This window comes from Catellatospora sp. NPDC049133, assembly GCF_040648455.1.
GTDB lineage: Bacteria > Actinomycetota > Actinomycetes > Mycobacteriales > Micromonosporaceae > Catellatospora > Catellatospora aurea.
In genome coordinates this window covers 1-26014 of sequence record NZ_JBEZDT010000068.1, presented here as the reverse complement: position 1 = coordinate 26014, position 26014 = coordinate 1, and the positions used below count along the sequence as shown (strand labels likewise).

21 protein-coding genes and 1 pseudogene are annotated in these 26014 nt (G+C 71.4%); 15 read left to right on the top strand and 7 right to left on the bottom strand.

The window, feature by feature from the left end; translation table 11 throughout:
- A pseudogene (locus tag AB0B35_RS41255) lies at positions 1–205 on the bottom strand (hypothetical protein); the annotation flags it as partial.
- Positions 206–292: 87 nt separating this feature from the next.
- The gene (locus tag AB0B35_RS41250; RefSeq protein ID WP_360529653.1) at positions 293–1363 is read right to left on the bottom strand and encodes an NAD-binding protein; all 1071 of its coding nucleotides are present in this window, start codon (positions 1361–1363) and stop codon (positions 293–295) included.
- A gap of 280 nt (positions 1364–1643) precedes the next feature.
- On the opposite strand from AB0B35_RS41250, the gene AB0B35_RS41245 reads away from it, so the two are divergent.
- From AB0B35_RS41245 to AB0B35_RS41205, 9 genes are all read left to right on the top strand, one after another.
- The gene (locus AB0B35_RS41245) at positions 1644–2948 is read left to right on the top strand and encodes an extracellular solute-binding protein (protein ID WP_360529650.1); all 1305 of its coding nucleotides are present in this window, start codon (positions 1644–1646) and stop codon (positions 2946–2948) included.
- A 122-nt stretch (positions 2949–3070) separates the two neighbouring features.
- Positions 3071–4099 (top strand): sugar ABC transporter permease, encoded by a 1029-nt coding sequence (locus AB0B35_RS41240; protein WP_361057098.1) that lies wholly within the window; start codon positions 3071–3073, stop codon positions 4097–4099.
- Positions 4096–5004, top strand: a complete 909-nt coding sequence (locus AB0B35_RS41235; RefSeq protein WP_361057095.1) for a carbohydrate ABC transporter permease — start codon at positions 4096–4098, stop codon at positions 5002–5004. The genes AB0B35_RS41240 and AB0B35_RS41235 overlap by 4 nt, the downstream gene beginning before the upstream one ends.
- On the top strand, positions 5001–6419 hold the full coding sequence (locus AB0B35_RS41230) for a GH1 family beta-glucosidase (RefSeq protein ID WP_361057092.1): 1419 nt from the start codon (positions 5001–5003) through the stop codon (positions 6417–6419). Before AB0B35_RS41235 ends, AB0B35_RS41230 begins: the two co-directional genes overlap by 4 nt.
- Positions 6420–6482: 63 nt before the next feature.
- Positions 6483–7505, top strand: a complete 1023-nt coding sequence (locus tag AB0B35_RS41225; RefSeq protein ID WP_120318735.1) for a LacI family DNA-binding transcriptional regulator — start codon at positions 6483–6485, stop codon at positions 7503–7505.
- Between the two features lie 489 nt (positions 7506–7994).
- Positions 7995–8786 (top strand): amino acid-binding protein, encoded by a 792-nt coding sequence (locus AB0B35_RS41220; protein WP_361057090.1) that lies wholly within the window; start codon positions 7995–7997, stop codon positions 8784–8786.
- 167 nt (positions 8787–8953) lie between these two features.
- Entirely contained in the window at positions 8954–10003 is a 1050-nt protein-coding gene (locus AB0B35_RS41215; protein ID WP_361057087.1) for a GNAT family N-acetyltransferase, read from the top strand.
- Between the two features lie 87 nt (positions 10004–10090).
- Positions 10091–11545 carry a nitric oxide synthase oxygenase gene (locus AB0B35_RS41210; RefSeq protein ID WP_361057084.1) on the top strand — a complete coding sequence of 485 codons (1455 nt, stop codon included), beginning with the start codon at positions 10091–10093 and terminating at the stop codon, positions 11543–11545.
- Between the two features lie 197 nt (positions 11546–11742).
- Positions 11743–12690, top strand: coding sequence for a polysaccharide deacetylase family protein (locus tag AB0B35_RS41205; protein ID WP_361057081.1), 948 nt, complete (start codon positions 11743–11745; stop codon positions 12688–12690).
- Between the two features lie 84 nt (positions 12691–12774).
- Here the strand turns inward: AB0B35_RS41205 and AB0B35_RS41200 are convergent, their stop codons facing one another.
- Positions 12775–12975, bottom strand: a complete 201-nt coding sequence (locus AB0B35_RS41200) for a hypothetical protein (RefSeq protein WP_361057078.1) — start codon at positions 12973–12975, stop codon at positions 12775–12777.
- Positions 12972–13979 carry a biotin synthase BioB gene (gene bioB / locus AB0B35_RS41195; protein ID WP_361057075.1) on the bottom strand — a complete coding sequence of 336 codons (1008 nt, stop codon included), beginning with the start codon at positions 13977–13979 and terminating at the stop codon, positions 12972–12974. The genes AB0B35_RS41200 and bioB overlap by 4 nt, the downstream gene beginning before the upstream one ends.
- 73 nt (positions 13980–14052) lie before the next feature.
- Here bioB and AB0B35_RS41190 point away from each other — a divergent pair, with 73 nt between their 5' ends.
- From AB0B35_RS41190 to AB0B35_RS41175, 4 genes are all read left to right on the top strand, one after another.
- Positions 14053–15189: an 8-amino-7-oxononanoate synthase gene (locus tag AB0B35_RS41190; protein ID WP_361057072.1), complete on the top strand. Its 1137-nt coding sequence runs from the start codon at positions 14053–14055 to the stop codon at positions 15187–15189.
- A gap of 17 nt (positions 15190–15206) precedes the next feature.
- A complete protein-coding gene (bioD, locus tag AB0B35_RS41185; protein WP_361057105.1) occupies positions 15207–15920 on the top strand; it encodes a dethiobiotin synthase in 714 nt (237 codons plus the stop codon).
- Positions 15921–16051: 131 nt separating this feature from the next.
- A complete protein-coding gene (locus tag AB0B35_RS41180) occupies positions 16052–16597 on the top strand; it encodes a carboxymuconolactone decarboxylase family protein (protein WP_361057070.1) in 546 nt (181 codons plus the stop codon).
- Between the two features lie 234 nt (positions 16598–16831).
- Complete coding sequence (locus tag AB0B35_RS41175) at positions 16832–17440, top strand: MarR family winged helix-turn-helix transcriptional regulator (RefSeq protein WP_361057067.1); 609 nt, start codon at positions 16832–16834, stop codon at positions 17438–17440.
- Positions 17441–17698: 258 nt separating this feature from the next.
- Here AB0B35_RS41175 and AB0B35_RS41170 read toward each other — a convergent pair whose 3' ends face one another.
- The 3 genes from AB0B35_RS41170 to AB0B35_RS41160 all read right to left on the bottom strand — a co-directional run bounded on the left by AB0B35_RS41170 (position 17699) and on the right by AB0B35_RS41160 (position 21534).
- Positions 17699–18811: a cytochrome P450 gene (locus tag AB0B35_RS41170; RefSeq protein WP_361057101.1), complete on the bottom strand. Its 1113-nt coding sequence runs from the start codon at positions 18809–18811 to the stop codon at positions 17699–17701.
- Between the two features lie 96 nt (positions 18812–18907).
- Positions 18908–19951 carry a zinc-dependent alcohol dehydrogenase family protein gene (locus AB0B35_RS41165; protein WP_361057064.1) on the bottom strand — a complete coding sequence of 348 codons (1044 nt, stop codon included), beginning with the start codon at positions 19949–19951 and terminating at the stop codon, positions 18908–18910.
- 62 nt (positions 19952–20013) lie between these two features.
- Positions 20014–21534 (bottom strand): beta-N-acetylhexosaminidase, encoded by a 1521-nt coding sequence (locus AB0B35_RS41160; RefSeq protein WP_361057061.1) that lies wholly within the window; start codon positions 21532–21534, stop codon positions 20014–20016.
- A 274-nt stretch (positions 21535–21808) separates the two neighbouring features.
- Between AB0B35_RS41160 and AB0B35_RS41155 the strand changes: the two genes are divergently transcribed.
- Together AB0B35_RS41155 and AB0B35_RS41150 are read left to right on the top strand one after the other, a co-directional pair.
- Positions 21809–24691, top strand: a complete 2883-nt coding sequence (locus tag AB0B35_RS41155) for a polysaccharide lyase family 8 super-sandwich domain-containing protein (protein ID WP_361057058.1) — start codon at positions 21809–21811, stop codon at positions 24689–24691.
- A gap of 91 nt (positions 24692–24782) precedes the next feature.
- Positions 24783–25817 carry a LacI family DNA-binding transcriptional regulator gene (locus AB0B35_RS41150; RefSeq protein ID WP_360541344.1) on the top strand — a complete coding sequence of 345 codons (1035 nt, stop codon included), beginning with the start codon at positions 24783–24785 and terminating at the stop codon, positions 25815–25817.
- Positions 25818–26014 lie beyond the last annotated feature (197 nt).

The following is a 26014-nucleotide window of genomic DNA, read 5'->3' as shown; positions in this document are numbered from 1 at the left end:
CTTCTTCTGCCTCCCCCACCCCTACCACCCCGCCCGACGACGGCGGGCTGGACATGAAGTCGACCCGCAGCCAGGGGATGTCGGCACGGGGGTAGAGCCGGGCCAGCTCGGCGTCGTCGAGCGCGGCCGGGTGCGCGGCGATCACTCGCCTGCCGCCCCGGTGGCCGGGGGAGTCGGCTGCGGCGGCCGGTGCTGGCAGTCGCACCAGGTGCGACCCCGGCACTCGCGGTGCCGGCGCTCCCGGCACGCCTGGCAGATCATGTGACCACTTTATCGGCCGGACGGGCTCCGGTCAGGGCGTGCCGATGACCGAGGTGACCTCGCCGCGGCGGTTGCGGGGTTTGCAGGCGACCACGACCAGGCAGTCACCGGACTCCAGCGCGGTGACCTCCTGCCAGGCCAGCGCCTTGCCGCCGCGCAGCACCGCGACGACCGGCTCGGGGCAGTCGCGCGTGGTCCGGCCGATCTCCTCCGGCCGCACGGGGCGTTCGACGAGTTCGAGGCCGTCGCCGTGCACCAGCAGGTCCGAGAAGACCTCGCTGACCAGCGGCGACTTCGCGGCGACGCCGAGCAGCCGGCCGGCCGCCGCAGACGAGGTGATCACGGCGTCGGCCCCGGAGCGCAGCAGCAGCGGCTCGTTCTCGGCCTCCCGGATGGCGACGGCGACCAGGCACTTCGGGTTGAGCTGGCGGACGGTGAGGGTGGCCAGCACCGCGGTGTCGTCGCGGTTGGTGGCCACGATGACGCGGGCCGCGGTGTGCACCGAGGCCTGGCGCAGCACCACCGCCCGGGTGGCGTCGCCGAGCACGGCGGCATACCCGTCGCGGTTGGCCTCGTCGACGTACTCCTGCCGGTTGTCGACGACCACCACCTGCTCCGCGGCCGTCCCGGAGGCCTGCAGCTGCCGGATGGCGTTGGCGCCCTTGGTGCCGTATCCGATGACGACGGTGTGCCCTCGCAAGGTCTTCCTCCAGCGGTCGCGCCGCACTTGGTCACGGTAGTTCTTGGTGAGCACCTGGAACGCCGTGCCGACCAGGATGGCCAGGAAGGCGATCCGCAGCGGCGTGATGACCAGGACGTTGACCAGTCGCGCGGTCGGGCTGACCGGCACGATGTCGCCGTAGCCGGTGGTCGACAGCGTCACGGTCGCGTAGTAGAGCGCGTCGAGCCAGCTCATCTGGCCGTCGGCACCGTCCTTGTACCCGGTGCTGTCGGCCATCACCACGCACACGACGGCGGCCAGGATGAGCAGCCCGTACACGACGCGCCGGGTGATCTGGCGGACCGGGGCGATCTCGCGCTCGGGCAACTTGATCTGCCCGCGCTCGATCGCGGAGGCACTCGTCGTCTTCAGCCCGGCCATGCTCGGAGAGTATCCGACGATCAGTCGACCGAACCTGACCATACGAACGAATTAGTAACGGTCGAACGGCCAACAACCCTGCCGTCGTACCTGGCCAGGCTCTCTCGATCATGCAGTGACGTAGGTAACAGAATGGGAACGCTCCCATCAGCGCCCTTGACACCCACGTAACCTCACGGCAATCTCATGGGAGCGCTCCCGACCATGTGGTCCACGCCACAGGGAGTTCGATCCCTACGTTTCACCCCCACCGCACATCGACGACCTGAGAGGGGTCAGGATGAGCACGAACATGCGGCGCCGTTCCTTCGCGGCGATCGCACTCGCTGCCGCCGTAACGCTCGGCGCAGCGGCCTGCTCGTCGGAGGAGCCGGGCAACGGCACCACCGAGCAGATCACCCTGAATGTGGATGTCTTCGGCAACTTCGGTTACGAAGAGCTTTACAAGCAGTACATGGCGGAGCACCCCAACATCAAGATCGTTGAGCGGGGCACCGGCTCGCAGCTGGACGCGCACAACCAGCAGCTGACCCAGCGGCTCGCCGCGGGCGCCGGCGCGGGTGACATCGTCGCTCTCGAAGAGGGCGTGATCATCTCCTACCTGGACAAGGCCAACCTGTTCACCGACCTGGGTGAGTACGGCGCCAAGGACCTCGCGGGCAACTTCATCCCGTGGAAGTTCCAGCAGGGCACCACCGCCGACGGCAAGATCCTCGGCCTCGGCACCGACGTCGGCTCGATGGCCATGTGCTACCGCACCGACCTGTTCAAGAAGGCCGGTCTGCCGACCGACCGCGCGGCCGTCTCGGCCCTGTGGCCGACCTGGGACGACTACATCAAGACCGGTCAGACCTTCAAGAGCAAGGTCAAGGACGCGGGCTTCATCGACGCGGTGACCAACACGTACAACACGATCCTGATGCAGAAGGCCGGTCAGGGCGCGGGCTACACCTACTTCGACAAGTCGGGTGCGATGACGATCGACACCAACCCGGCTGTCAAGGACTCCTACGACCTCGCGGTCAAGATCCTGGACGCGGGCCTGTCGGCCAAGCTGCAGGCCTGGACCCAGGAGTGGAACAACGGCTTCAAGCAGGCCCAGTTCGCCACCATCGCCTGCCCGGCGTGGATGACCGGTTACATCACCGAGCAGAACGGTGCCGACGGCAAGGGCAAGTGGGACATCGCTGCCGCGCCCGGCGGCGGCGGCAACTGGGGCGGCTCGTTCCTGGCCGTGCCGAAGCAGTCCAAGCACGCCAAGGAGGCTGCTGAGCTGGTCAAGTTCCTGACCAACCCGGCCGGCCAGACCGCCGCCTTCAAGTCGAAGGGCAACCTGCCCTCGTCGCCGCAGGCGCTGGGCGACGCGGCCGTCAAGGCCGCCGTCAACGAGTACTTCAGCAACGCCCCGACCGGCGACATCTTCGCCAAGGGCGCGCTGGACCTCAAGCCGGTCTACCTGGGCGCGAAGAACGCCCCGGTGCGCACCGCGGTCGAGAACGCGCTCCGCACGGTGGAGCAGGGCACGAAGTCGTCTGCCGACGCCTGGACCGCCGCCGTCACCGACGGCAAGAAGGCCGCCCAGTAAGTAACGCCCGATGAAGCCGGGGTGGGGGGGGGGGGCCCCCCCCCCCCCCCCCCACCCCCCCCCCCCCCCCCCCCCCCGGCCATGGCAGTCACACGGTCGGCCGGCAACGCACAGGAGTGGTCATGGCAGTGCAATCCTCCACGCGACCTGAGGTCGCGCCGGGGCAGCGCAGGGGCGGCTCGCAGCTGCCCATGGAACCGCAGCGGAGCAAGGGAGTGCTCGGGCGGCTCGACATCAAATACTCCCCGTATCTGTACATCGCGCCGTTCTTCGTGGTCTTCGGCATCTTCGGCCTCTGGCCGCTGATCTACACGCTGCGGATGTCGCTGTACGACTGGGATCTCGGCTCCACCATCGAGACCGCGAAGTTCGTCGGCTTCGACAACTTCGCCATGTTCCTCGGTGACGAGGACTTCTGGAACTCGGTCGTCAACACGCTCGCGATGTTCCTGATGTCCACCATCCCGCAGCTGATCCTCGCGCTGATCCTGGCGAACGCGCTCAACAAGCGCCTGCGCGGCCGCACGCTGCTGCGCATGGGCGTGCTGATCCCGAACATCACCTCGGTCGCCGCGGTCGCCATCGTCTTCACCCAGCTCTACAACCGCGACTTCGGTCTGATCAACTGGTTCCTCGGCTTCTTCGGCGTCGAGCCGATCGACTGGACGGCGCACAGCTGGTCGTCGTGGGTGGCCATCTCCTCGATGGTGGACTGGCGCTGGACCGGCTACAACGCCCTGATCTTCCTGGCCGCGATGCAGTCGATCCCGCGCGACATCTACGAGTCGGCGTCGATCGACGGCGCGTCGGCCTGGCGGCAGTTCTGGACGATGACGGTGCCCATGCTGCGGCCCACCATCATCTTCGTGACCATCATCTCGACCATCGGCGGCCTGCAGCTCTACGGCGAGCCGCTGCTGTTCACGGGCGGTGGCAACCCGCTGCTGGGCGGCTCCGACCGCCAGTCGCAGACGGTGACCATGTTCCTGATGGAGCAGTTCTACATGAAGTTCGAGCTGGGCCGCGCCGCCACGGTCGCCTGGCTGCTGTTCATCATGATCCTGATATTCAGCGTCATCAACTTCCTGTTCACCCGGAGCCTGCGCTCCGCGGACGGGAAGGCCAAGCAGAGGAAGGCCGTGAAGCGATGACCTCCACCGCTGTACGGACCGGCGTGACCACGCCTGCCCCGAGCCGGCGTCGGCGCAGGGGTGGCGGGGCCGCCGAGCGGCTCTGGCAGGCCAGCCCGCTCACGTACGTCACCCTGCTGGCCGCGGTCGCGTTGTCGATCTTCCCGCTGTACTACATGTTCGTCATCGCGACGCGCACCAACGACGCGATCGGGCAGACCCCGCCGCCGGTGACGCCCGGTGGCGAGATCGGCGGCAACATCGACCGGCTGCTCGGCAACGAGAGCGCCGCGTTCATGACCGGTCTGGTGAACTCCGCGATCGTCGCGACGGTCATCACCGTGTTCGTGGTGTTCTTCTCGTCGCTGGCCGGCTTCGCCTTCGCCAAGCTGCGGTTCAAGGGCCGCAACGGTCTCATGCTCGGCATCCTGATCACGATGATGGTGCCGACGCAGCTGGGCATCGTGCCGCTCTACCAGATGATGTACGAGTGGGACCTGCACAACAAGCTGCCCTCGATCATCCTGCCGTTCCTGGTCAGCGGCTTCGGCGTGTTCATGATGCGCCAGTACGCCAGCCAGGCCGTGCCGGACGAGCTGATCGAGGCCGCCCGCATGGACGGCTGCAGCACGTTCCGCACCTACTGGAACGTCGTGCTGCCGGGACTGCGTCCCGCCATCGCGGTGCTGGGCCTGTTCACCTTCATGGAGCAGTGGAACTCGTTCCTCTGGCCGCAGATCGCGCTGGGCGACCCCACGAACCCGACCGTTCAGCTGTCCCTGCAGCGCCTTTCGCAGGGTTACTACAACGACTACTCCCAGGTGTTCGCGGGTACGCTGCTCAGTGTCGTGCCGTTGCTCGTGATCTTCATTATCTTCGGTCGTCAGATCATCGGCGGCATCATGGAAGGTGCAGTAAAAGCGTGACCACTCAGCAAGACCCTCAGCTCGCCACGCCGACCGTGTCGTTCCCCCAGGACTTCCTCTGGGGCGCGGCCACTGCCTCCTACCAGATCGAGGGCGGCGCGTTCGAGGACGGGCGCACTCCGTCCATCTGGGACACCTTCAGCCGCACCCCCGGCAAGGTGCTCAACGCGGACTCCGGCGACGTCGCCTGCGACCACTACCACCGCAGGGCCGACGACGTCCGGCTCATGGCAGAGCTCGGGCTCCGGTCCTACCGCTTCTCCGTCGCGTGGCCCCGGGTGCAGCCCGGCGGCCGCGGGCCGGCCAACTCCAAGGGTCTCGACTTCTACCGCGGCCTGGTGGACGACCTGCTCGGCAAGGGCATCGAGCCCTGGCTGACGCTCTACCACTGGGACCTGCCGCAGGAGCTCGAGGACGCCGGTGGCTGGCCGGAGCGGGACACCGCCTACCGGTTCGCCGAGTACGCGGGCCTCGTCCACGACGCGCTCGGTGACCGGGTGAAGTTCTGGACCACGCACAACGAACCGTGGTGCAGCGCGTTCCTCGGCTACGGCTCGGGCGTGCACGCGCCCGGCGTGACCGACGGCGCGAAGGCCCTCGCGGCCGCGCACCACCTCAACCTGGGCCACGGCCTCGCCGTCCAGGCGATCCGGGCGTCGGTGCCGGACCGGCAGATGGGCATCACGCTCAACCTGCACTCGCTCAAGGCCGCCACGGACGCCCCCGAGGACCTCGACGCGGTGCGCCGCATCGACGGCGTCGGCAACCGGATCTTCCTGGACCCGGTGTTCCGCGGCGAGTACCCGGCCGACCTGCTTGCCGACACGGCCGAGCTGACCGACTGGTCCTTCGTGCAGGACGGCGACCTGGCGATCATCAACCAGCCGCTGGACATGCTCGGCGTGAACTACTACACCCGGCAGGTCGTGGCCGGGCCGTCCGACGACGGCGCGCCGCAGTCGCACTGGCGGGCGCCGTCGGCGTGGCCGGGCAGCGGCCAGGTCCGTTTCCTGACCCGGGAGCTCCCGGTGACCGAGATGGGCTGGGAGGTCGACCCCGACGGGCTCGTCGACCTGCTGCAGCGCACGCACGAGAACTACGGCCCGATCCCGATGTACATCACCGAGAACGGCGCGGCGTACGACGACAAGGTCGCCCCCGACGGCTCGGTGCCGGACCCGGAGCGCGTCGCCTACCTGGACGCCCACCTGAAGGCGTGCCATCAGGCAATGGCGTCCGGGGTGCCTTTGCGGGGATACTTCGCGTGGTCGCTGCTGGACAACTTCGAGTGGGCCTGGGGCTACTCGCGGCGGTTCGGCATCGTCCATGTCGACTATGACACCCAGGTACGCACGCCCAAGACCAGTGCACACTGGTACGCGGACGTGATCCGGCGCGGCGGGCTCGCCGCCTGACGGCACAGCAACCCGGGGCCGGCCACCGGCCGGCCCCGGACCTGCCCAGAACGAGGAGCATCGATGACGACGCAGCGCACCAGGTCTGCGGGGCGGCCCACACTGGATGAGGTGGCCGCGCTCGCCGGCGTGGGCCGGGGCACCGTGTCGCGTGTCGTCAACGGCTCGCCCCAGGTCAGCCCGGAGGCCCGGTCGGCCGTCCAGGAGGCGATCAAAGAGCTCGGCTATGTGCCCAACCGTGCCGCCCGCGCCCTGGTCACCCAGCGCACCGACTCCGTCGCGCTGGTCGTGTCCGAGTCGCAGGAACGCGTCTTCACCGAGCCGTTCTTCGCCGGCATCGTGCGCGGCATCAGCTCCGCCCTGGCCGACACGTCCCTGCAGCTGTGGCTGGCCATGGCGCAGACCCAGGGCGAGCGCCAGCGCATCGAGAACCACCTGACCAGCCAGCACGTCGACGGTGTGCTGCTGGTCATGCTGCACGAGTCCGACCCGCTGCCGCAGCTGCTGCGCCAGCGCGGGCTGCCGACCGTGCTCGGCGGGCGTCCCGTCAACGTCGACCCGCAGATCTCGTACGTCGACATGGACAACGTCAACGGGGCCCGCGCCGCCGTCGAATACCTGCTGGCCTCCGGCCGCAAGCGGGTCGCCACCATCGCCGGCCCCCAGGACCTCGGCGTCGGCGTCGACCGGCTCGTCGGCTACCGCGCCGCCGTGCAGAACGCCGCCGTCGAGCCGCTCATCGAGTTCGGCGACTTCAGCGAGTACAGCGGCGTCGACGCGATGCGCCGCCTGCTGGCCCGCCGGCCCGACCTCGACGCCGTCTTCGTCGCCTCCGACCTGATGGCCGCCGGCGCGGTCCGCGCCCTGCGCGACAACGGCCGCCGCATCCCCGAGGACGTCGCCGTCATCGGCTTCGAGGACTCGCCGGTCGCCCGGCAGACCGACCCGCCGCTGACCACGGTCTACCAGCCCGTCGAGGACATGGGCCGGCACATGGTGCGCCTGCTGCTCAGCCGCATCCGCGGCGAGGACCAGCCCACCCACGTTCTCCTCGACACCCACCTGGTCCACCGCAACTCTGCATAGCTGGCACCCGCCTCCGGCCGAACGCGGTGGTGGGCGCGGCCCTCGGTGGGCACGGTCCCTGGGTGGGACGTCCCTGGGCAGGAACGGCCCCTCGGTGAGGGTCGCACTTGGTGGGCTCGGCCCCTTGGCGGGCGCGGTGGGGATTCATCCGTCGTCCGCGTGGTGGACACGCGTTGACGGGGGTCCGGGCGGGCGTGGAGGATATGAGTCCGGCCCATGTCGGGCCGTAGGTTGCATTCAGTTTGATCGTTGTTTGCGTGGCCATCGGTGTGGTGTTACCGCACTATTTGCCCGTGATCGGCGATCATGGGTGGGCCCGGGTGGCGGCAATGGCGGCGCTGGACCGGTGTAGACGGGCGCTGACCTGCGGGTGTGCGGTGGAGATTGTCTCCCGCGGATACGGCGCTGCAATGCGTACGAAACGGTAATAGGGCAAGGTCGGACAGAGATCCGGCACCAGCCCGCGTGCCGTCGTGGAGAGGAGCCGCCATGCTGCTGAGGGTCAGAGTCGCCCTGCCCGATCGTCCCGGATCGCTGGGGCAGGTGGCCCGGACTCTGGGCGTGGCCGGCGCGGACATCGTCCAGGTCGTGGTGCTGGAACGGCTCGGTGGCCGGGCGATCGACGACTTCACCGTGGTGTGGCCCGGTGGGGCCGGGGTGGAGCGGCTGCGTGCGGGCCTGAGCGCGATGCCGGGCGTGCGGGTCGACGGGATCTGGCGGGCGATCGGCGCGCCCGTCGCCGGGGCCTTCGACGCGGAGCTGCTCACGCAGGTCGCGTCGAACCCGAATGAGGGCCTGGCCACGCTGGTGGACACGGTGCCGGCGCTGCTGGCGGCGGACTGGGCGCTGGCGCTGCGGGTGCCCGCCGACTGGGCTGCCCGCGGGTCCGTGGGCATCGACGTGCGCCACGGGGCCGACGACATGGCCGTGCTGGGCGCGATGCGCAAGCGCCCCGAGCCTCCGGTCGTGTACGCGAGCTGGCGCGCGCCGGAGCAGCTCCGGCTGCCCGAGGTGACGCCGCTGCGGGCACGCTCGGTCACCGGCGCCGACGGCACGCGGTACGCGCTCGCGCCGTTCGGGCGGGCTGGACTGGTGCTGGTGGTGGCACGGTCGGCGGATGCGGAGCTGCCGGTGGCGGCGTTCCACGCGACCGAGGTCGACCGGGTGGCGCAGCTGGTGCGCGCCGCCGCGGCGATCGTCGGCGACCGGCTCGACGCGGTGAAGACCCCCGCCCCGCGGGCGGGGCAGCGCTCCTCGGAGGAGCCTGCGTCAGCGGTCTGACCTCAGCCTTTTCGCCTGCCGTGTGACCTCGGGCATAGCAAGATCTTGACAAGGCCGTGTAACCGCTGCGAAACACGGCAGGCGCACGCTGAGTCCTGTCGGTGGCCGCCCTCATCATGGAGGAGCGTCCATCAGCGGGCAGTACCGCTGCAAGATCGGAGCAGGTCATGGCGTTGTGGCGAGTGAGGGCGACCGTCGACGATCGTCCTGGGTTCCTGGCGGTGCTGACGGCGAGTCTCGCCCTGCGATCGGTCAACATCCTCGCGGTGCAGGTGCACACCACCGAGGGCGGGGCGGTCGACGACTTCCTGGTCGACGCGCCCGACGCGCTTTCCGAGGACGAGCTGGTCGCCGCCATCGAACGCGGCCGGGGGCGCGACGCCTGGGTCAGCCGCACCGACGTGTACGGCCTGATCGACCCGCCCACGCAGGCGCTGGCCCTGGCCGCCCGGCTCGCGGCCGACCCCGACGGTCTGCACGGCGCGCTGTCCAGTCTGCTCGGCGGCAGCCTGGTGCGGCGGGAGCAGGGCGGCGCGACCGTCACCGGCCACGCCGACACCACGATGCGGCTGGCGGATCCGTTCACCGACAACGGTGTGCTGGTGGTGACCCGGCTCGCCCCGGCCTTCACCCCGGCCGAGTTCGCCCGCGCGCAGGCGCTGGTCGAGGTCGCCCGCGCGGCGCTGACCCGGCGGCTGGCCAGCGCGGTCGCGCTGCTGCCCGACGGCACCGAGGTCGCGTTCCGTCCGGCCGGTTCGGCGGACGTGTCGGCCGTCGACGACATGCACACGCGGTGCGGCGACCGCAGCCTGTTCATGCGCTACCTCGCCGGGACCCGCGGCCCGAGCCGTGGCCGGCTGTCGCGGCTGCTGACCCCGGCCCGTGGCTGCACGCTGGTCGCGGAGACGACGGTTGCGGGCACCGCGGGCAGCCGCGTCGTGGCCGTGGCCAACCTGATCGGCGAGGGGGAGACCGCCGAGGTGGCGCTGCTGGTCGAGGACGGCTGGCAGCGACGGGGCATCGGCACGGCGCTGCTGCGGCGGCTGCTGACGCTGGCGGGACCGGCCGGCTTCCGCTCGGTCACGCTGCACACGCACTGCGACAACGACGCGATGCTGCGCACCATGAAGCGGCTGCCGCTGCCGGCCCGCACGGACCGCGACGGCACCCTCATCAGCGCCACCATCGCGGTGTCGGAGCTGCGCGCACCCGTGTGACCAGGGGAGTGATCCGGCTCCACCGTTGGTAGGCGGTCGCACACATTGTGCGATGGCTATGTTGGCGGTCGGTCAACTATTTCACTCATGACGTCCTCTCACATACCTCCGACGGGATACCGCGACGCTCCATTGACCGAGTGGGACCCGGATCGGCCGGTCGACTTCGCCGAGGCCGAGGAGTTCCTGCGCGCCTGCTACGCCGAGCTGCCGAAGCTCGGCCCGGTGGAACCGCGGCTGGCCGTGGTGCGCGAGCAGATCGCCGCGCTGGGGACGTACACCCACACCCACGCCGAGCTGGTGCACGGGGCCCGCATGGCGTGGCGCAACGCCAGCCGGTGCATCGGCCGGGTGTACTGGCGCAGCCTGACCGTGCTCGACCGGCGGCAGCACCGCGCGCCCGACCAGATCTTCGACGACCTGGTCAGCCACCTGCACACGGCGACCGGAGAAGGGCACAACCGCGGCAAGCTGCGCGGGGTCATCTCGATCTTCGGGCAGGCGGTGCCGGGCCGACCGGTCACCCGGCTGTGGAACGACCAGCTCATCCGGTACGCCGGGTACCGCAGCGGCGACGGCATGACCGGCGATCCGCAGTACGAGCAGTTCACCTCGGCCGTCACCCGGCTCGGCTGGACCGGCAAGGGCAGCGCGTTCGACCTGCTGCCGCTGGTGCTGCAGACGGGCGACGGCGAGCCCCGGCTCTACGAGCTGCCCGAATCGGCGGTCATGGAGGTGCCGCTGGCACATCCGGAGTACGGCTGGTTCGCCGAGCTCGGCCTGCGCTGGCACGCGGTGCCCGCGATCGCCAACATGCGGCTGTCGATCGGCGGGGTGGACTACCCGCTCGCGCCGTTCTCCGGCTGGTACATGGGCACCGAGATCGGGGCCCGCAACCTCGCCGACGCGCACCGCTACAACCAGATCCCGGTGGTCGCGGCGCGGCTGGGCCTGGACACCAGCAGCGAGTCCACGCTGTGGCGGGACCGGGCGCTGGTGGAGCTGAACCGCGCGGTGCTGTGGTCCTTCGAGCGCGCCGGGGTCCGCGTCACCGACCACCACAGCGAGTCGCGCCTGTTTCTGACCCACGTCGAGCGTGAGCGCCGGGCGGGCCGGGCCACCCCCGCGGACTGGACCTGGATCGTGCCGCCGATCTCCGGCGGGCTGACCCCGGTGTTCCACCGCTACTACACCGAGGCCGACCAGCGGCCGAACTTCTACCTCGACCGGTCCGCGCAGCAGCTGTCGTTGACCGGGCTGCCGCAGGTGTCCGTGCCGGCGCAGCGCACCTCACCCGAACCGCGTACCGCCGTCGACCCGGCGGCCACGGTCTGCCCGATCACCGGCCGGACCGGCCCGAGGCCGAGCGCGGAGCTGGAGCCGCTGCCCGCCGACCAGGACTTCGCCCCGGACACCGACCCGCTCGCGGCGTACGCCGACGCGGAGGCGACCGTCCCGATCCCGGCCGGACCCGCGTCCGCGCCGATCACCGCCGAGCCGGTGCCCGCCCGCAAGCGGGGACTCCGCCGCCTGCTCGGCTGAACCATCTGCTGACCTGCGGTTTCTGTCGGCACACGTGATGAACCTCGCTGGCGGTGCGGGCGCGGATCGGCTAGGGCACCGGCCGGCGGACCCCGGGCGAGCGACGTCCGGATATCGATCTTGAGGAAGGCTGCATTCGGGGCAGAGATTGGACTATGGTCGGGGCACGCTGAACCCCCGCCCCCTCAGGAGTTCGCATGCAACGACGCATCGCGGTCATCGCTGCGCTCGTCATGGTCGCGCTCGCCGCCTGCGGCTCCCCCTCGGAACCATCGGCCGGTGGCACCCTCCCGATCCCGACGCCCGCCCCCGCGGTGACGCCGACGGCGGCCCCGACGCCGACCTTCGCGGAACCGAGCAGCTCACCGACGCCGACGCCGACACCCGTCCAGCCGACCGCGAGCCCCGCCAAGCCGAAGCCGCCTTCGGGCAAGCCGATCAGCTGCACCGGCAAGATCGCGCAGACCAAGCCCGCCGCCAGCGGCGCCGGGCCCGGCGGCTCACTGGTGAAGACCGGCTCGCCCGCGGTGGCGCTGACCTTCGACGACGGGCCGGACCCGGTCAACACACCGAAGATCCTCGACGCGCTGCAGCAGTGCGGGGTGAAGGCGACCTTCTGCGTCGTCGGATTCCGGGCCCGGGACAACCCGGAGCTGATCGCCCGGATCGCGGCCGAGGGCCACACCCTGTGCAACCACTCCTGGCAGCACCTGTTCGACCTGGCCAAGCGGGATGACGCGTACATCCGCAAGGACCTGGAGAACACCAACAAGATGATCCTGCGGGCGGCCCCGCCCGGCGCCCGGGTCGCCTACTTCCGCGCCCCGGGCGGCAACTTCACCACCAAGCTGGTGAAGATCGCATCCGACCTGGGCATGAAGTCGATCTACTGGCACGTGGACCCCCGGGACTGGGAGAGCGCCAAGTTCGGCAAGGGCACGGCGATGGTGAACCACATCATCGCGGCGGTGGAGCGCGACGTGCGGCCCGGCTCGATCGTGCTGTCGCACGACAACGGCAAACCCGACACCATCGTGGCGTACCGGACGCTGCTGCCCTGGCTGAAGGCCCGCTTCACGCTCATCGCACTGCCGGACGCACCGGACCCGCCGCCGTCCCCGGCTCCGGCGACCCCGCTGCCCTGACGAGCCCCGCCGCGCACCGCGCTCCCACGACGAACGGTGTCCCGCCCGGAACCCGGGCCGGACGCCGTTCGTCGTGTCAGGTGCTCAGTGGCCGGTCAGCGTGCCGTGCTCGACGCAGGTCGCGGTCCAGCCCGCGGGCACGACCTGGACCTTCATCCGGCGGCGGCAGTGCCCGCAGAAGCGCGGCGGCTCCAGCTCACGGGCCGCCAGACAGCCCTCGTGCGACGCGCCGGCGACGGGTTCGCCGCAGCGGTCACAGTACGTCGTCTCCACGGCCGGCCTCACAGCGTCGCGGACAGCGCCTTGACCGGCATCTTGAGCTCGGCCAGCAACTCAAGGTCCGAGGTCGCGGGACGGCCCAGGGTGGTCAGGTAGTTGCCGACGATCACCGCGTTGATGCCGCCCAGCAGGCCCTCGCGGGTGCCCAGGTCACCGAGGGTGATCTCGCGACCACCCGCGTACCGCAGGATGGTGCGCGGCAGCGCGAGCCGGAACGCGGCGATGGCCCGCAGCGCGTCCTTGGGGTCCATGACCGGCTGGTCGCCCAGCGGGGTGCCCGGCCGCGGGTTGAGGAAGTTCAGCGGGACCTCGTCCGGCTCCAGCTCGGCGAGCTGCGCCGCGAACTCGGCGCGCTGCTCCAGGGTCTCGCCGAGGCCGATGATGCCGCCGCAGCAGACCTCCATGCCGGAGTCGCGCACCATCTTCAGGGTGCTCCAGCGCTCCTCCCACGAGTGCGTGGTGACCACGTTCGGGAAGTACGACCGGCAGGTCTCCAGGTTGTGGTTGTAGCGGTGCACGCCCATGTCCACCAGGTCGTCGACCTGCTCCTGGCTCAGCATGCCCAGGCTCGCCGCGACGTTGATGTCGACGGCCTCCTTGATCGCCTTGACGCCGTCGCGCATCTGCTGCATGAGCTTGGCGTCCGGGCCGCGTACGGCCGCGACGATGCAGAACTCGCTCGCGCCGGTGGCTGCGGTCTGCTCGGCGGCCTTGACCAGCGACGGGATGTCCAGCCACACCGAGCGCACCGGGGAGGAGAACAGCCCGGACTGCGAGCAGAAGTGGCAGTCCTCGGGGCAGCCGCCGGTTTTCAGCGACACGATGCCCTCGACCTCGACCTCGGGGCCGCACCAGCGCATGCGCACCTCGTGGGCCAGCTGGAGCGCGGCGGGGATGTCCTCGTCGGGCAGCCGGAGCACCTCGAGGATGTCGGCCTCCTCGAGGCCGAGTCCCTCGGCGAGGACACGGGTGCGGGCGCGGTCGAGTACCGATACTGAGCTGGTCGACATGGGCGTACCCTACAACGCGGCCTGTTCGGGTCGGCCAAAGGCCGAGTGGCTTCAGACATGGATGGGTTGAATCATGGGCGACTGGCTGGCGACGCTACGGCGCAAGGCCGACCTGCGCGAACGCGCCGGGTTGCGCCGGGAACTGCGTCCGCGCGCCGGTGACGACGCGCTCGTCGACCTCGCCGGCAACGACTACCTCGGCCTGGCCCGCCACCCGCGGGTGCGGTCAGCGGCGGCGGCCGCGCTGGACGAGTACGGCCTCGGCGCGACCGGCTCCCGCCTGGTGCGCGGCAGCACCGACGTGCACAGCGCGCTGGAGGCGGCGCTCGCGTCGTGGCTGGAAGCCGAGCAGGCGCTGGTCTACTCCAGCGGCTACCTGGCCAACCTGGGTGCGATCCGGGCCCTGTGCGGTCCGAACACGCTGCTGGTCGCCGACGCCCACAACCACGCCTCGCTGATCGACGGCTGTCGGCTGGCCGGGGCGGAGACCGTGGTGTTCGCCCACGGCGACCCGGCCGACGCGGCCCGGCTGCTCGCCGCCCACCCCGGCCGACCGGCGGTGGTGCTCACCGAGTCGGTGTTCTCCGTCGACGGCGACCTCGCCCCGCTGGCCGAGCTGCACGCGGCCGTCCGCGCGCACGGGGCGCTGCTGCTGGTCGACGACGCGCACGGGCTCGGCGTGGTCGGCCCTGCCGGGTCCGGCGGCGTGGTCGCGGCCGGGATCTCCGGGCAGCCCGACGTGATCGTCACCGCGACCCTGTCCAAGGCGCTCGGTGGCGCGGGCGGCGTGGTCGCCGGGCCCGCCGCGCTGGTCCGGCACCTGGTCGACACCGGCCGCACCTTCATCTTCGACACCGCGCTGCCACCCGCGATCGCCGCCGGGGTGGCCGCGGCGCTCGACCTCGCCCGCGACGGCGAGCCGCTGCGCGCGGTGCTGCGCGAACGCGCGGCCGCGATCCGGGACACGTTCCGGGCGGCGGGGCTGGCGGTCACGGATCCGGCGGGCGGTGTGGTGTCGGTCGAGGCGTCGTCGGCCGAGCAGGCCTGGGCCTGGGCCGGGGCGTGCCGCGACAAGGGCGTGGCGGTAGGGTGCTTCCGCCCACCGTCCACCCCGGACAGCCGGTCCCGGCTGCGGCTGACGGTCAACGCAGGCGTTCCCGCCGACGACTTCGCGCGGGCTTTGGAGATCATCGTGGAGGTGCGGCCGTGACGGCGCTGACGGGGATCGTGCTGGTCACAGGCACGGACACCGGGGTGGGAAAGACCATCACGACGGCCGCGATCGCGGCCGCGGCAACCGCTTCGGGCGTACGCACCGCGGTGGTCAAACCGGCCCAGACCGGCATCGACCCCTCCTACGGCGAGGTGCCCGACATGGCGGTCGTGGCCCGGCTGGCCGCCCCCGCCACCACGGTCACCCTCGCCGAGTACCCGGACCCGCTCGCGCCGACCGCCGCCGCCCGGGTCGCCGGCCTGCCTCCGTTGGACATGTTCGCGATCATCGACCAGGTCAAGGGCATCGCGGCCGAGCACGAGCTGACCCTGGTCGAGGGCGCGGGCGGGCTGCTGGTGCCGATGGGCCTGCACCCCGGTGGCGCCGTGTGGTCGCTGGCCGACCTCGCGGTGGCGCTGTCCGCGCCCGCGGTCGTGGTCGCGCGGGCCGGTCTCGGCACCCTCAACCACACCGCGCTGACCCTGGAGGCGATGGCCCGCCGCAACATCGCTGGCCGGGTCGTGCTCGGCTCCTGGCCCGGCCGCCCCGAACTGGTCCACTACGCCAACCTGTCCGACCTGCCCGAAGACCTCGACGGGCTGCTTCCCGAGGGCGCGGGCGACATCGAACCCGGCGTCTTCCGCCGCAGCGCCCCCGGCTGGCTCAGTCCCGCCCTGTACGGCGACTGCGACGACCCGCGCACCCTGGCCGAGCCGGACGAGGACTGATCCGGGCGTATTCCCGCAGCTCGCGACAAGTGATCAAGTCTGCGCAACCTTGTTTCGTCGGCGCTGCCAAGTAAGGTTGGCACTGCCAACGAAACGTGGCCCGCGACCGGGCCGGCTGAAAGGAACCCGTCATGCCCCGCCTGAACACCGTCGACCCCGCCACCGCTGAGCCGCAGGCCCGCGCCCTGCTCAACAAGGTCGAGCGCGCCCTGGGCGCTACCCCGAACATGATGCGCGCGATGGCCGAGTCGCCCGCGGTGCTCGACGCGTACCTCTCCTTCAGCGGCGCGCTGGCCAAGGGCCGGCTGTCCGGTGCGCTGCAGGAGCAGATCGCCCTGACCGTCGCCGTCGAGAACGAGTGCGGCTACTGCCTCGCCGCCCACACCGTGCTCGGGGAGCGGGCCGGGGTCAGCGCGGCCGACCTCGAAGCCGGGCGCTCGGCCACCGCGAGCGACCCGAAGGCGCAGGCCGCGCTGCGGTTCGCCAAGGCGGTCGTGGCCGCCCGCGGCTTCGTCTCCGACGCCGACCTGGCCGAGGTACGCGCCGCCGGCTACGGCGACGGCGAGATCGGCGAGATCATCGCGGCCGTCGCGCTGAACACGTTCACCAACTACTTCAACTCCGTCGGCCGCACCGAGCTGGACTTCCCGCCCGTCGCCGTGCCGTCCCGCGCCTGACCGCGCGCCGTCCGGGTTCCCGCCACCCCGATGACGTGGTGGCGGGCCCTGACCTGCACGTCGACCGTCTCCGCCGCCCCGATGCCGCCAGCGGGAACGAATCCCCGGACGGGCACTGCCGACGCTGTCCGCCTCGGGCGCGGCCCGGGGGACCGTGGCGGATCTAGACTGACCGGGGCGGCCGTGCGTGCCGACCGCCGCGCGAACCGGGTAGCCGGTGTGGAGAGGAGCGTCATGCCGCCCGTCCCGGGCCTGCCGCCCACCGAGCAGCTCGTCACCGGACTGGCCCGGCTAGGTCAGGCGATCCGGATCGGCGCGCGCCGCAACCCCGGCCCGTACGCCCTGTCCGAACTGCAGGCCGACATCGTCACCTACCTCGCGGGCGACCTAAGGCCGCGCCGGCAGAACGAGGTGGTGCGCGCCCTGGCCTCGACCGCCCCGACGATCAGCGACGCCGTACGCACCCTGCTGGCCAAGGAACTGGTCGAACGCGAACGCGACGCCCTCGACTCCCGCGCGTTCGTCCTCACGCTGACCCCGGCCGGTGTCGCCGAGGCGCGACGCCTGACCGAGGTCGCGCCCGATGTGCGCGCCGCGATCTCCGCCCTGGCCCCGGACGACCTGGCGGCCATGCTCCGCGGCACCACGACGATCATCCGCGAACTCCAGGACCGGCACGCCATCCCGCTCACCCGCATGTGCCTGACCTGCCGCTTCTTCGCCCCGGACGCGCATCCCGAGGACCCGGCCCGCCCCCACCACTGCCTGTTCGCCGACGCCCCCTTCGGCGACGCCGAACTCCGCGTCACCTGCTCCGACCACGAACCCACCCCCACCCCCTGACCCAGCGCGCTTCTTCGGGGCCCATCGCACCAAGGTCACTCGACTTGCCAGGCACTTGTGGAAATGGGCCCTCAAGATACGCACGAGTGCCAGGCAAGTCGGACGATCATGGTCGGGATCGGCCGGCCGCGCGGCGCGCACTTCGGGGGCGCTTACCGCACCAAGGTCGTTCGACTTGCCTGGCACCTGTGGGAATGGGCCTTCAAGATACGCACGAGTGCCAGGCAAGTCGGACGATCATGGGTGGGCTGGGCCGGGTCAGGGGCGGCGGATCGTGAAAGTGTCGGGCATCCGGAAGCTCAGGTTGTCCGGGCACCATGGGGCGCGGACGACCTCGATGTCGCGGAGCAGGGGGGCCGTCTCGGCGACGACGACGGCCGCTTCCATCCGGGACAGTTGCGCGCCCACGCAGCGGTGTGCGCCCGCGCCGAAGGCGAGGTGGCGGCGGGAGCCGCGCTGACCGGGTACGAAATCGTGCGGGTTCTCGGCGGCCGTGAGCCCGGCGCGGGCGAGCCACAGCACGATGCTCGCGCCCCGGCGCACAGGGAAGCCGTCGAGTTCGGTGTCTGTCGCGGCCACCCGTCGCCAGGTGGGGATCGGCGGGACCAGCCGCAGGCCCTCCTCGACCACGTCGTCCGCACCGACGGTGCCCCGGGCCAGCCCGTCCAGCACCGCGGGCTCGCCGGTCAGCCGGTGCAGCAGCAGCGTGAGGAACTGCGACGTGGTCTCCTGACCGGCCACGAGCAGGAAGAACAGCGCCCCGACCGGGGTGTCCTTCGGCAGGCCCGCCGCGGCGGTATGGGCGCGCAGCTCACCGACCATGCCACCAGCGGTCGCCGCGAAGTCGCGCAGCACCGTGTGGAACCGGCCGACGGTCTCGGCCAGCGCGAGCTGCCGGGGCGTGTCGAGCGGCGCCCAGAACAACTCCAGCGCGGCCCGGGAGAACTCCTTGACCACGACCGCTTCGGCACCGGGCAGTTCGACGAGTTTCGCCAGCACCAGCAGGGGCAGGTCGGCGGCGAGGTCGGCGTACAGGTCGACGGGCTCCCCGGCGCGCAGCCGCGCGGCCAGGCCGGCGACGCGGCGGCGTACCACGCCGGTCAGCCAGGGCCGGAGCGCCTCGACCCGGGCCGGGTGCAGGGCCCGTGCGGTGATCTCGCGGATCGCGGGATGCGAGACGCCGCCGTTGTTGGCCAGCGTGGCGGGCAGCTTGAAGCCGTACGAGGCGAGCACGCGCAGCGCGCTGACCGGCATCGGGCTGACCGCGTCGAGGGCGTTGTCCGGCCGGAAGGTGTCCGGGTCGGCCAGCACCCGCTTGACGAGCCGGTGATCGCTGACGACGACGTGGGGGACGCCGACGTGGTCGGTCACCTCGACGGTCGCTTCGGCCCGCCCGTCGTTGTCGAAAGGCTGGTCCCAGGTACGGAACAGCACTCGGACACCGTACTAGGCGAAGTGAGCGAGCGTTCAGGCAAGGGCTTGCGGGGTGATGACGGTGATACCGGTCGGGGGCGCGTCGCCCATCGCCGTCAGCGCGGCGGGCACCGCGTCGAGCCCGATGGTGTTGGTGACCAGCGCGTCGGGGCGCAGTCGCCCGGACACCACGAGGTCGAGCATCGGCGGGTAGTCGGCGGCGGCCATGCCGTGGCTGCCCAGGATCTCCAGCTCCCAGCCGATGACCCGGCCCATCGGCAGCTCGGGCGCGCCGTGCGGGAGCAGCCCGACCTGCACGTGGCGGCCGCTGCGGCGCAGGCTCAGGACGGCCGCGGCACAGGTCGCCGGGCTGCCCAGGGCGTCGAGCGTGAGGTGCGCCCCGCCGCCGGCCAGCTCGCGCACCGCGGCGACCGGGTCGGTCTCGCGGCTGTTCACGCAGGCCACGGCCCCGTGCTCGCGGGCGAGGTCGAGCGCGCCGGGGGAGACGTCGACAGCGACGACCCGCGCGCCGTACGCGGCGGCGATCATCACGGCCGACAGCCCGACGCCGCCGCAGCCGTACACGGCGACCCACTCACCGGAGGCGACCCGACCCTGCGCGACCACCGCCCGGTACGCGGTGGCGAACCGGCAGCCCAGCGCGGCCGCGGCCGCGTACGACAGCTGCTCGGGCAGTCCGACAAGGTTCAGGTCGGCGTGGTCGATCGCTACGTACTCGGCGAACGAGCCGCGGTGGGTGAACCCGGGCTGCGTCTGAAACTCGCAGACCTGCGGCGCGCCGCGGCGGCACGGCTCGCAGCCGCCGCAGCCGCAGACGAACGGCACGGTCACCCGGTCGCCGACCCGCCAACCGGTGACGTCCGGGCCGACCGCGTGCACGGTCCCAGCCAGCTCGTGGCCCGGCACGTGCGGGAACGCGGCGATGTCGGGGTCGTGGCCCATCCAGCCGTGCCAGTCGCTGCGGCACAGCCCGGTCGCCTCGACCTTGATCACGCAGCCGTGCGGCGGCGCGACCGGTTCGGGAAGCTCACGCACGTCGGGCTGCTGTCCGAAACCGTCGTAGGCGACCGCACGCACGTGTTCCCCTCCCACCGGGCCGCGGCCGGTGCCCCGGCCACGATCACCAGCACACTACGTCGCTACTCGGCAGCCGGGTAGGGCTCCGGGCGGCGGTACGCGACACCGAGCGCGTCGAAGCGGGCCAGCATCACGTCGAGCCGTCGCCGGAAGTCGCCCAGCTCGGTGCGGGTGCCCCAGCCGGCCTCGGCGACCGCGGACATGCGCGGCAGCAGGTTGTACGCCGCCCGCCCGACCGTCGGCAGGTACTCGCCCCACAGGTTGCCCTGCACGCCGAGCACCCGGTTGTCCCCGGCCGGCGGCTCGCCGGGTTCGGGCTGGTAGGCGTACACCTTCTCCAGCGGCAGCAGCCCGCCGATGCCCACCGGTTCGCCGGGCGCGTCGGACTCGTAGTAGTCGAGGTAGACGTGCTCGCACGGGGTGGCGACGACGTCGTGCCCGGCCCGGATCGCCTCGTCGACCTTGTCCTGGTGCCGCCACGCCATGACGACGGCCTCGGCGGGCGCGCCCCGGCCGACAAGCTCGTCCCAGACCACCACCCGGCGGCCGTGCTCGCGCAGATGCGCGGACAGTTCGGAGATCCACCAGCCGAGCAGGTCCTCCGGGTCGGTCAGGCCGAGTTCTTTCATGCGCGCCTGCGCGCCCGGGTTCGCCGACCACTCCGCGGGCGGCACCTCGTCGCCGCCGAGGTGGATCAGTGGGGACGGGAAGACGTCGACCAGCTCGTCCAGCACGTCCTTCATGACGCGCACGGTGGCGTCGTCGCAGTTGAGCACGGTGTCGTAGATGCCCCAGCGGGTGCCCGTGGCCAGCTGCCTTCCGGGGTTGTTGCCCAGCTCCGGGTAGGCGGCGATGGCCGCGGTGGTGTGTCCGGGCAGGTCGATCTCGGGCACGATGGTGACCCCGCGCCGGGCCGCGTACGCGACCAGCTCGCGCAGCTCGTCCTGGGTGTAGTGGCCCCCGTGCGGGGTGCGGTCGGTCTGCTTGATGTTCTCGTGGCCGATCGGCGACTCCCGCCGCCACGCGCCGACCTCGGTCAGCCGCGGGTGGCTCTTCACCTCGAACCGCCAGCCCTGGTCCTCGGTCAGGTGCAGGTGCAGCGTGTTCATGCGGTGCAGGGCGAGCAGGTCGACCACGGTGCGCAGCCACGACACCGGCTGGTACCACCGGCCGACGTCGACCATGATGCCGCGCCACGGGTACCGGGGCCGGTCCTCGATCGCGACGTACGGCAGGGTCCAGTCGGTCCCGGTGACGGGTGTGGCGGCGTACGCCTGCGGGGGCAGCAGCTGGCGCAGTGCCTGCACGGCCCAGCGCAGCCCGGTGAGGGTGCCCGCGACGGCTCGCACGCCCGTGCCGTCGACGGTGAGCCGGTAGCCCTCGTCGCCGAGCCCGGCCGTGTCGTCGAGGGCGAAGACCAGCTCGGCGTCATCGTCGCCGTCGGCCAGCGGCAGGCCGGTGGCCGGGCCGATCAGTTCCCGGAGCAGGGCGGCGATCTCGGCCGGGGCGCTGACCGCGGTCCGCGGGGTGAGCGTCAGCCGTCCCTCGACCGGTGCGTACGAGACGGGTTGCGGGATCAGCACGGCGGCTCCTCCGGATGGCGACGCGGTCACAGCCTAGAAAACGATTTCTGGAACAACCCTTCGACCGTAGTACAGCTTCTTAACAGTAGTCAAGATCGACTCCGGACATGTCGTGGCTGTCGGGCAATGGTCAGTGGGGGTCCGTGCGGTAGTGATGGATAACGTTTTCCCGCTTCTCTTGTGTGGCTGAGAGCGCATGCCCTATCTTCTGCGTCATCAATCGGGGAAACGGTTACGTAAGTCCGCTGTAGTACTGACGTAAAGAGGATGGCCCATGCTCCTGTCCCGCCGTCACCTGCTCCGGGCCGGCAGCGCCTCCGCACTCGGCGCGCTGACCCTGCCCCTGCTCCCGGCCGGCCCGGCGTACGCCGCCGACGAGTTCGACACCCTGCGGCTGCGGTATCGCGACAGCATCACCGGCACGGGGTTCGATCCGGCGGTCGAGCCCTACGCCTCGCGCCTGGCCACGATCGGGGAGGTCGCCGCGCAGCGCCGGGCCGCGATGACCCCCGGCGGCACGGCACTGTGGCCGGACCTGCCGCTCGACGTCTCGTCGTCGGTCACCAACAGCTACTCGCGCCTGCGTGCCATGGCGCTGGCCTGGGCCCAGCCGGGCACCGGGCTCACCGGCGACGCGACCCTGCTCAGCGAGGTCATCACCGGCCTCGACTACCTGCACACCAAGGTCTACAAGCCCTCGACCAGCTGGTTCGGCAACTGGTGGGACTGGAACATCGGCACCCCGCAGACGCTGCTCGACATCATGGCGCTGGTCTACGACCACCTGACGGCCACCCGGATCGCCGACTGGCTGGCCGCCGTCGACACCTTCACCCCGTCGGTCGCGCCGCTGCTCAACGGCGGTGCGAGCACCGGCGCGAACCGCTCCGACGTGTGCGTCGTGATCGTGCGGCGCGGTATCGTCGGCAAGAACGCCACGAAGATCATCTTGGGCCGGGACGGCCTGTCCCCGATCTTCACGTACGCGCGCACCGGCGACGGCTACTACGAGGACGGCTCCTTCATCCAGCACGGCGTGGTGCCCTACCAGGGCACCTACGGCGCGGCGCTGCTGTCCGGGCTGGCCGGACTGTTCGGGCTGCTGGCCGGGTCGACGTGGGCGGTGAGCGACCCGAACCGGCAGATCGCGTTCGACGCGATGACCCGCTCGTGGGCCCCGTTCATCTACAACGGCCTGGTCATGGACTGCGTCAGCGGCCGGGGCGTCAGCCGCGGCCTGTCCCTGCAGGACCCGCTCGGCATCCAGGGCGACGACCACGTGCGCGGCCACGGCCTCGTCGCCAGCTTCGTGCGGATGGCCGACGCCGCGTCCCCGGCCGAGGCGGCGCTGTGGCGGGGCATGGTCAAGGGCTGGATCCAGCGCGAGTACTGGGGCAACCTCGCCGATGACCAGAACCTGGGCGTGCCCACGCTGGCCGCGTGCCTGGCGATCCGTGACAGCGCGTCGGTCACCGCGGTCGCCGAGCCGGTCGACCACCGCCTGCTCGCCGCGCAGGACCAGGCCGTGCACCGGCGCGCGGGCTGGGCGGCTTCCATCGCCATGTGCTCCCAGCGCACCACCTACTACGAGACCGGCAACGGCGAGCACCTCAAGGGCTGGCACACCAACAACGGCATGCTGTCGTACTGGGGCTCGACCTGGGGCAACGGGCAGTACTCGGACGCGTTCTGGCCGACCGTGGACCCGTACCGGCTGCCCGGCACGACGGTGTCGAAGAAGGCCCTCGCCGACGGCGCGGGCGGCACGTGGGGCGCGCCCGACCCCGGCACCAGCTGGGTCGGCGGTGCCACCGACGGCATCTTCGCCGCGCTCGGCCAGGACACCCGCGGCCTGGAGTCCACGCTGCAGGCCAAGAAGTCCTGGTTCTGCCTCGACGACGGCATCGTCTGCCTCGGCGCGGGCATCAGCGGCACCGACGGCGTCGCGGTCGAGACGATCGTGGACAACCGCAACCTCGGCGGCGGCACCGGCAGCCAGCAGCTGCACATCAACGGGACCGCGCAGCTCGCGTCGCCCGGCTCGGCCACCTTCACCGGGGTGAACTGGGCGCACAACTCCTTCGCCGGGATCGTGTTCCCCGGCGGCGCGACGGTCAAGGCGCTGCGCGAGTCGCGCTCGGGCAGTTGGTCCCAGATCAACACCGGCGGCACCACGGAAGTGCTGACCCGCAAGTACCTCACCCTGTACGTCGACCACGGCGTCAACCCCACGGCCGCCTCGTATGCCTACCAACTGCTGCCGGGCGCGGACACCGCGACGACCGCGAACCGGGCCGCCGCCCCGACCGTGACCGTGCTCGCCAACACGGCCGCCGCGCAGGCGGTCAGCGACACCGCCACCGGCGTGACGGCCGCGAACTTCTTCGCCGCGGGCACCGCCGGGCCGATCACGGTCAGCGCACCCTGCTCGGTGCTGATGCGCGAGTCCGGCGGCCGGCTCAAGGTCAGCGTCGCCGACCCGACCAGGGCCGCCACCACGATCACGGTCACCATCGCCCGCAGCGGCTACAGCACCGCCTCCGGCGACGGGCGCATCACCGTCACCGGCCTCAACCCGATCAAGCTGGTCGTCGAGGTCGGCGGCGCCCTCGGCGGCTCCCGGACCATCACCTTCGGCACCGGCGCGACCGTGACCGGCGGGCAGCACCTGACCCTGTCGCCGACCGCCGACGCGCACACCCGGGACGGGAACTACGCCACCACCAACTACAACGGCACCACCCTGGAAGTGAAGAACGACGGCACCGGGTACGCCCGCAAGGCCTTCCTCAAGTTCGACCTGAGCACGCTGACCGCCGCGCCGAAGCGGGCCGTGCTCTGGGTCAGCGGCTACACCGCCGACTCCGTCGGCACGCACACCAGCATCAGCGCGTACGCCGTCGCCGCCGACGGCTGGACGGAGAGCGGCGTCACCTGGAACACCGCGCCCGCACTGGGCGCGCAACTGTCCACGTCCCCGCTGTGCCAGGTCGCCGACTGGATCCCGCTCGACGTCACCTCGTTCGTGCAGGCCGAGTACGCGGGCGACAAGACCGCGACCATCGGGCTGTGGCAGGCGGCGACCGGCCGGGCGACCGTGCTCAACAGCCGCAGCAACGCCGTCCGGCCCGCCTTCCTGCAGGTGGTCACCGGCTGAGGGCCGACGTGGACAGACGGGATGAGGACGCGTAGGGTAAACGCTTTCTAGAATCGTTTCCCCTGCTCGTCCTCATCCTTCTGGGGTTCCCATGAACAAGCGGCCCACCATTCGCGACGTCGCGGCGATGGCCGGGGTGTCGGTGGCGACCGTGTCCCGGGTGCTCTCCGGCGACTACCCCGTCGCCAACGCCACCCGCACCAAGGTCCAGCGCGCCGTACGGGAGCTGGACTACGTCGTCAACGCCCACGCGCGGGCGCTGTCCGGCTCCACCTCCAACGTCGTCGCCCTGGTCATGTACGACGTGGTCACCCCGTTCTTCGCGTTCATCGCCTCGGGCGTGGAATACCAGGCCACCGAGTCCGACCGGCTCTGCCTCGTGTGCACCACGCACGGCGACCCGGACCGCGAGCTGGAGATCGTCAAGCTGATGCGCGAGCAGCACGCCGACGCGGTCATCCTGGTCGGCGGCGTGAACATGACCGACGACTACCGCGAGCGCATGTACCGCTATGCCAAAGGCCTGGAGGACGCGGGCAGCCGCCTGGTGCTCTGCGGCCGCCCCTCGCTCGGCCCGGACTTCCCGGCCATCACCGTCGAGTACGACAACTCCGGCGGCGCCTTCTCGGCCACCAGCCACCTGCTCTCCTCCGGCCACCGCCGGATCGCGATGCTGGGCGGCCCGATCGGCAACACGACCTTCGACGCCCGCCTCGACGGCTACCGCCGCGCTCTGGAGGCGTTCCGGGTCCCGGTCGACCCCGCGCTGATCTCCCATGGCGACATGAGCCAGGAGACCGGCTTCCGCCAGATCCAGCGCCTGCTCGCCGATGGTGTCGAGTTCACCGCGGTCTTCGCCGCCAACGACTTCGTCGCCGCGGGGGCGATGCGCGCGCTGCGCGCGGCCGGCAAGCGCGTGCCCGACGACGTCTCCGTCATCGGCTACGACGACACCCCCTTCGCCCCCGAACTCACCCCGGCCCTGACCAGCGTCCACCTCCCGCACGAGGAACTCGGCCGCACCGCCGTCAAACTGGCCCTCCAGCGCGGCGAAGGCTCCGCCCGCCAGCACGTCATGCTCGGCACCCACATCGCCATGCGCGACTCCGTCCGCCCCCTCATTTAGAGCAAGGAAGGGCACCTTCTTAACGCTCCGCGTTATAGAAGGTGCCCTTCCCATCGTTCCAAGGCCGTGACCCAGGCCGTGAACCGGCTGGGAGCGGCCGGATCGGCCCGGGGGACCGGGATGACGGGTGGGGCCCGGTGCATGATCGCCGTTTCAGGTCAAAACCTGCGGTGGGACCCGAGGTTTTGACCTGAAAC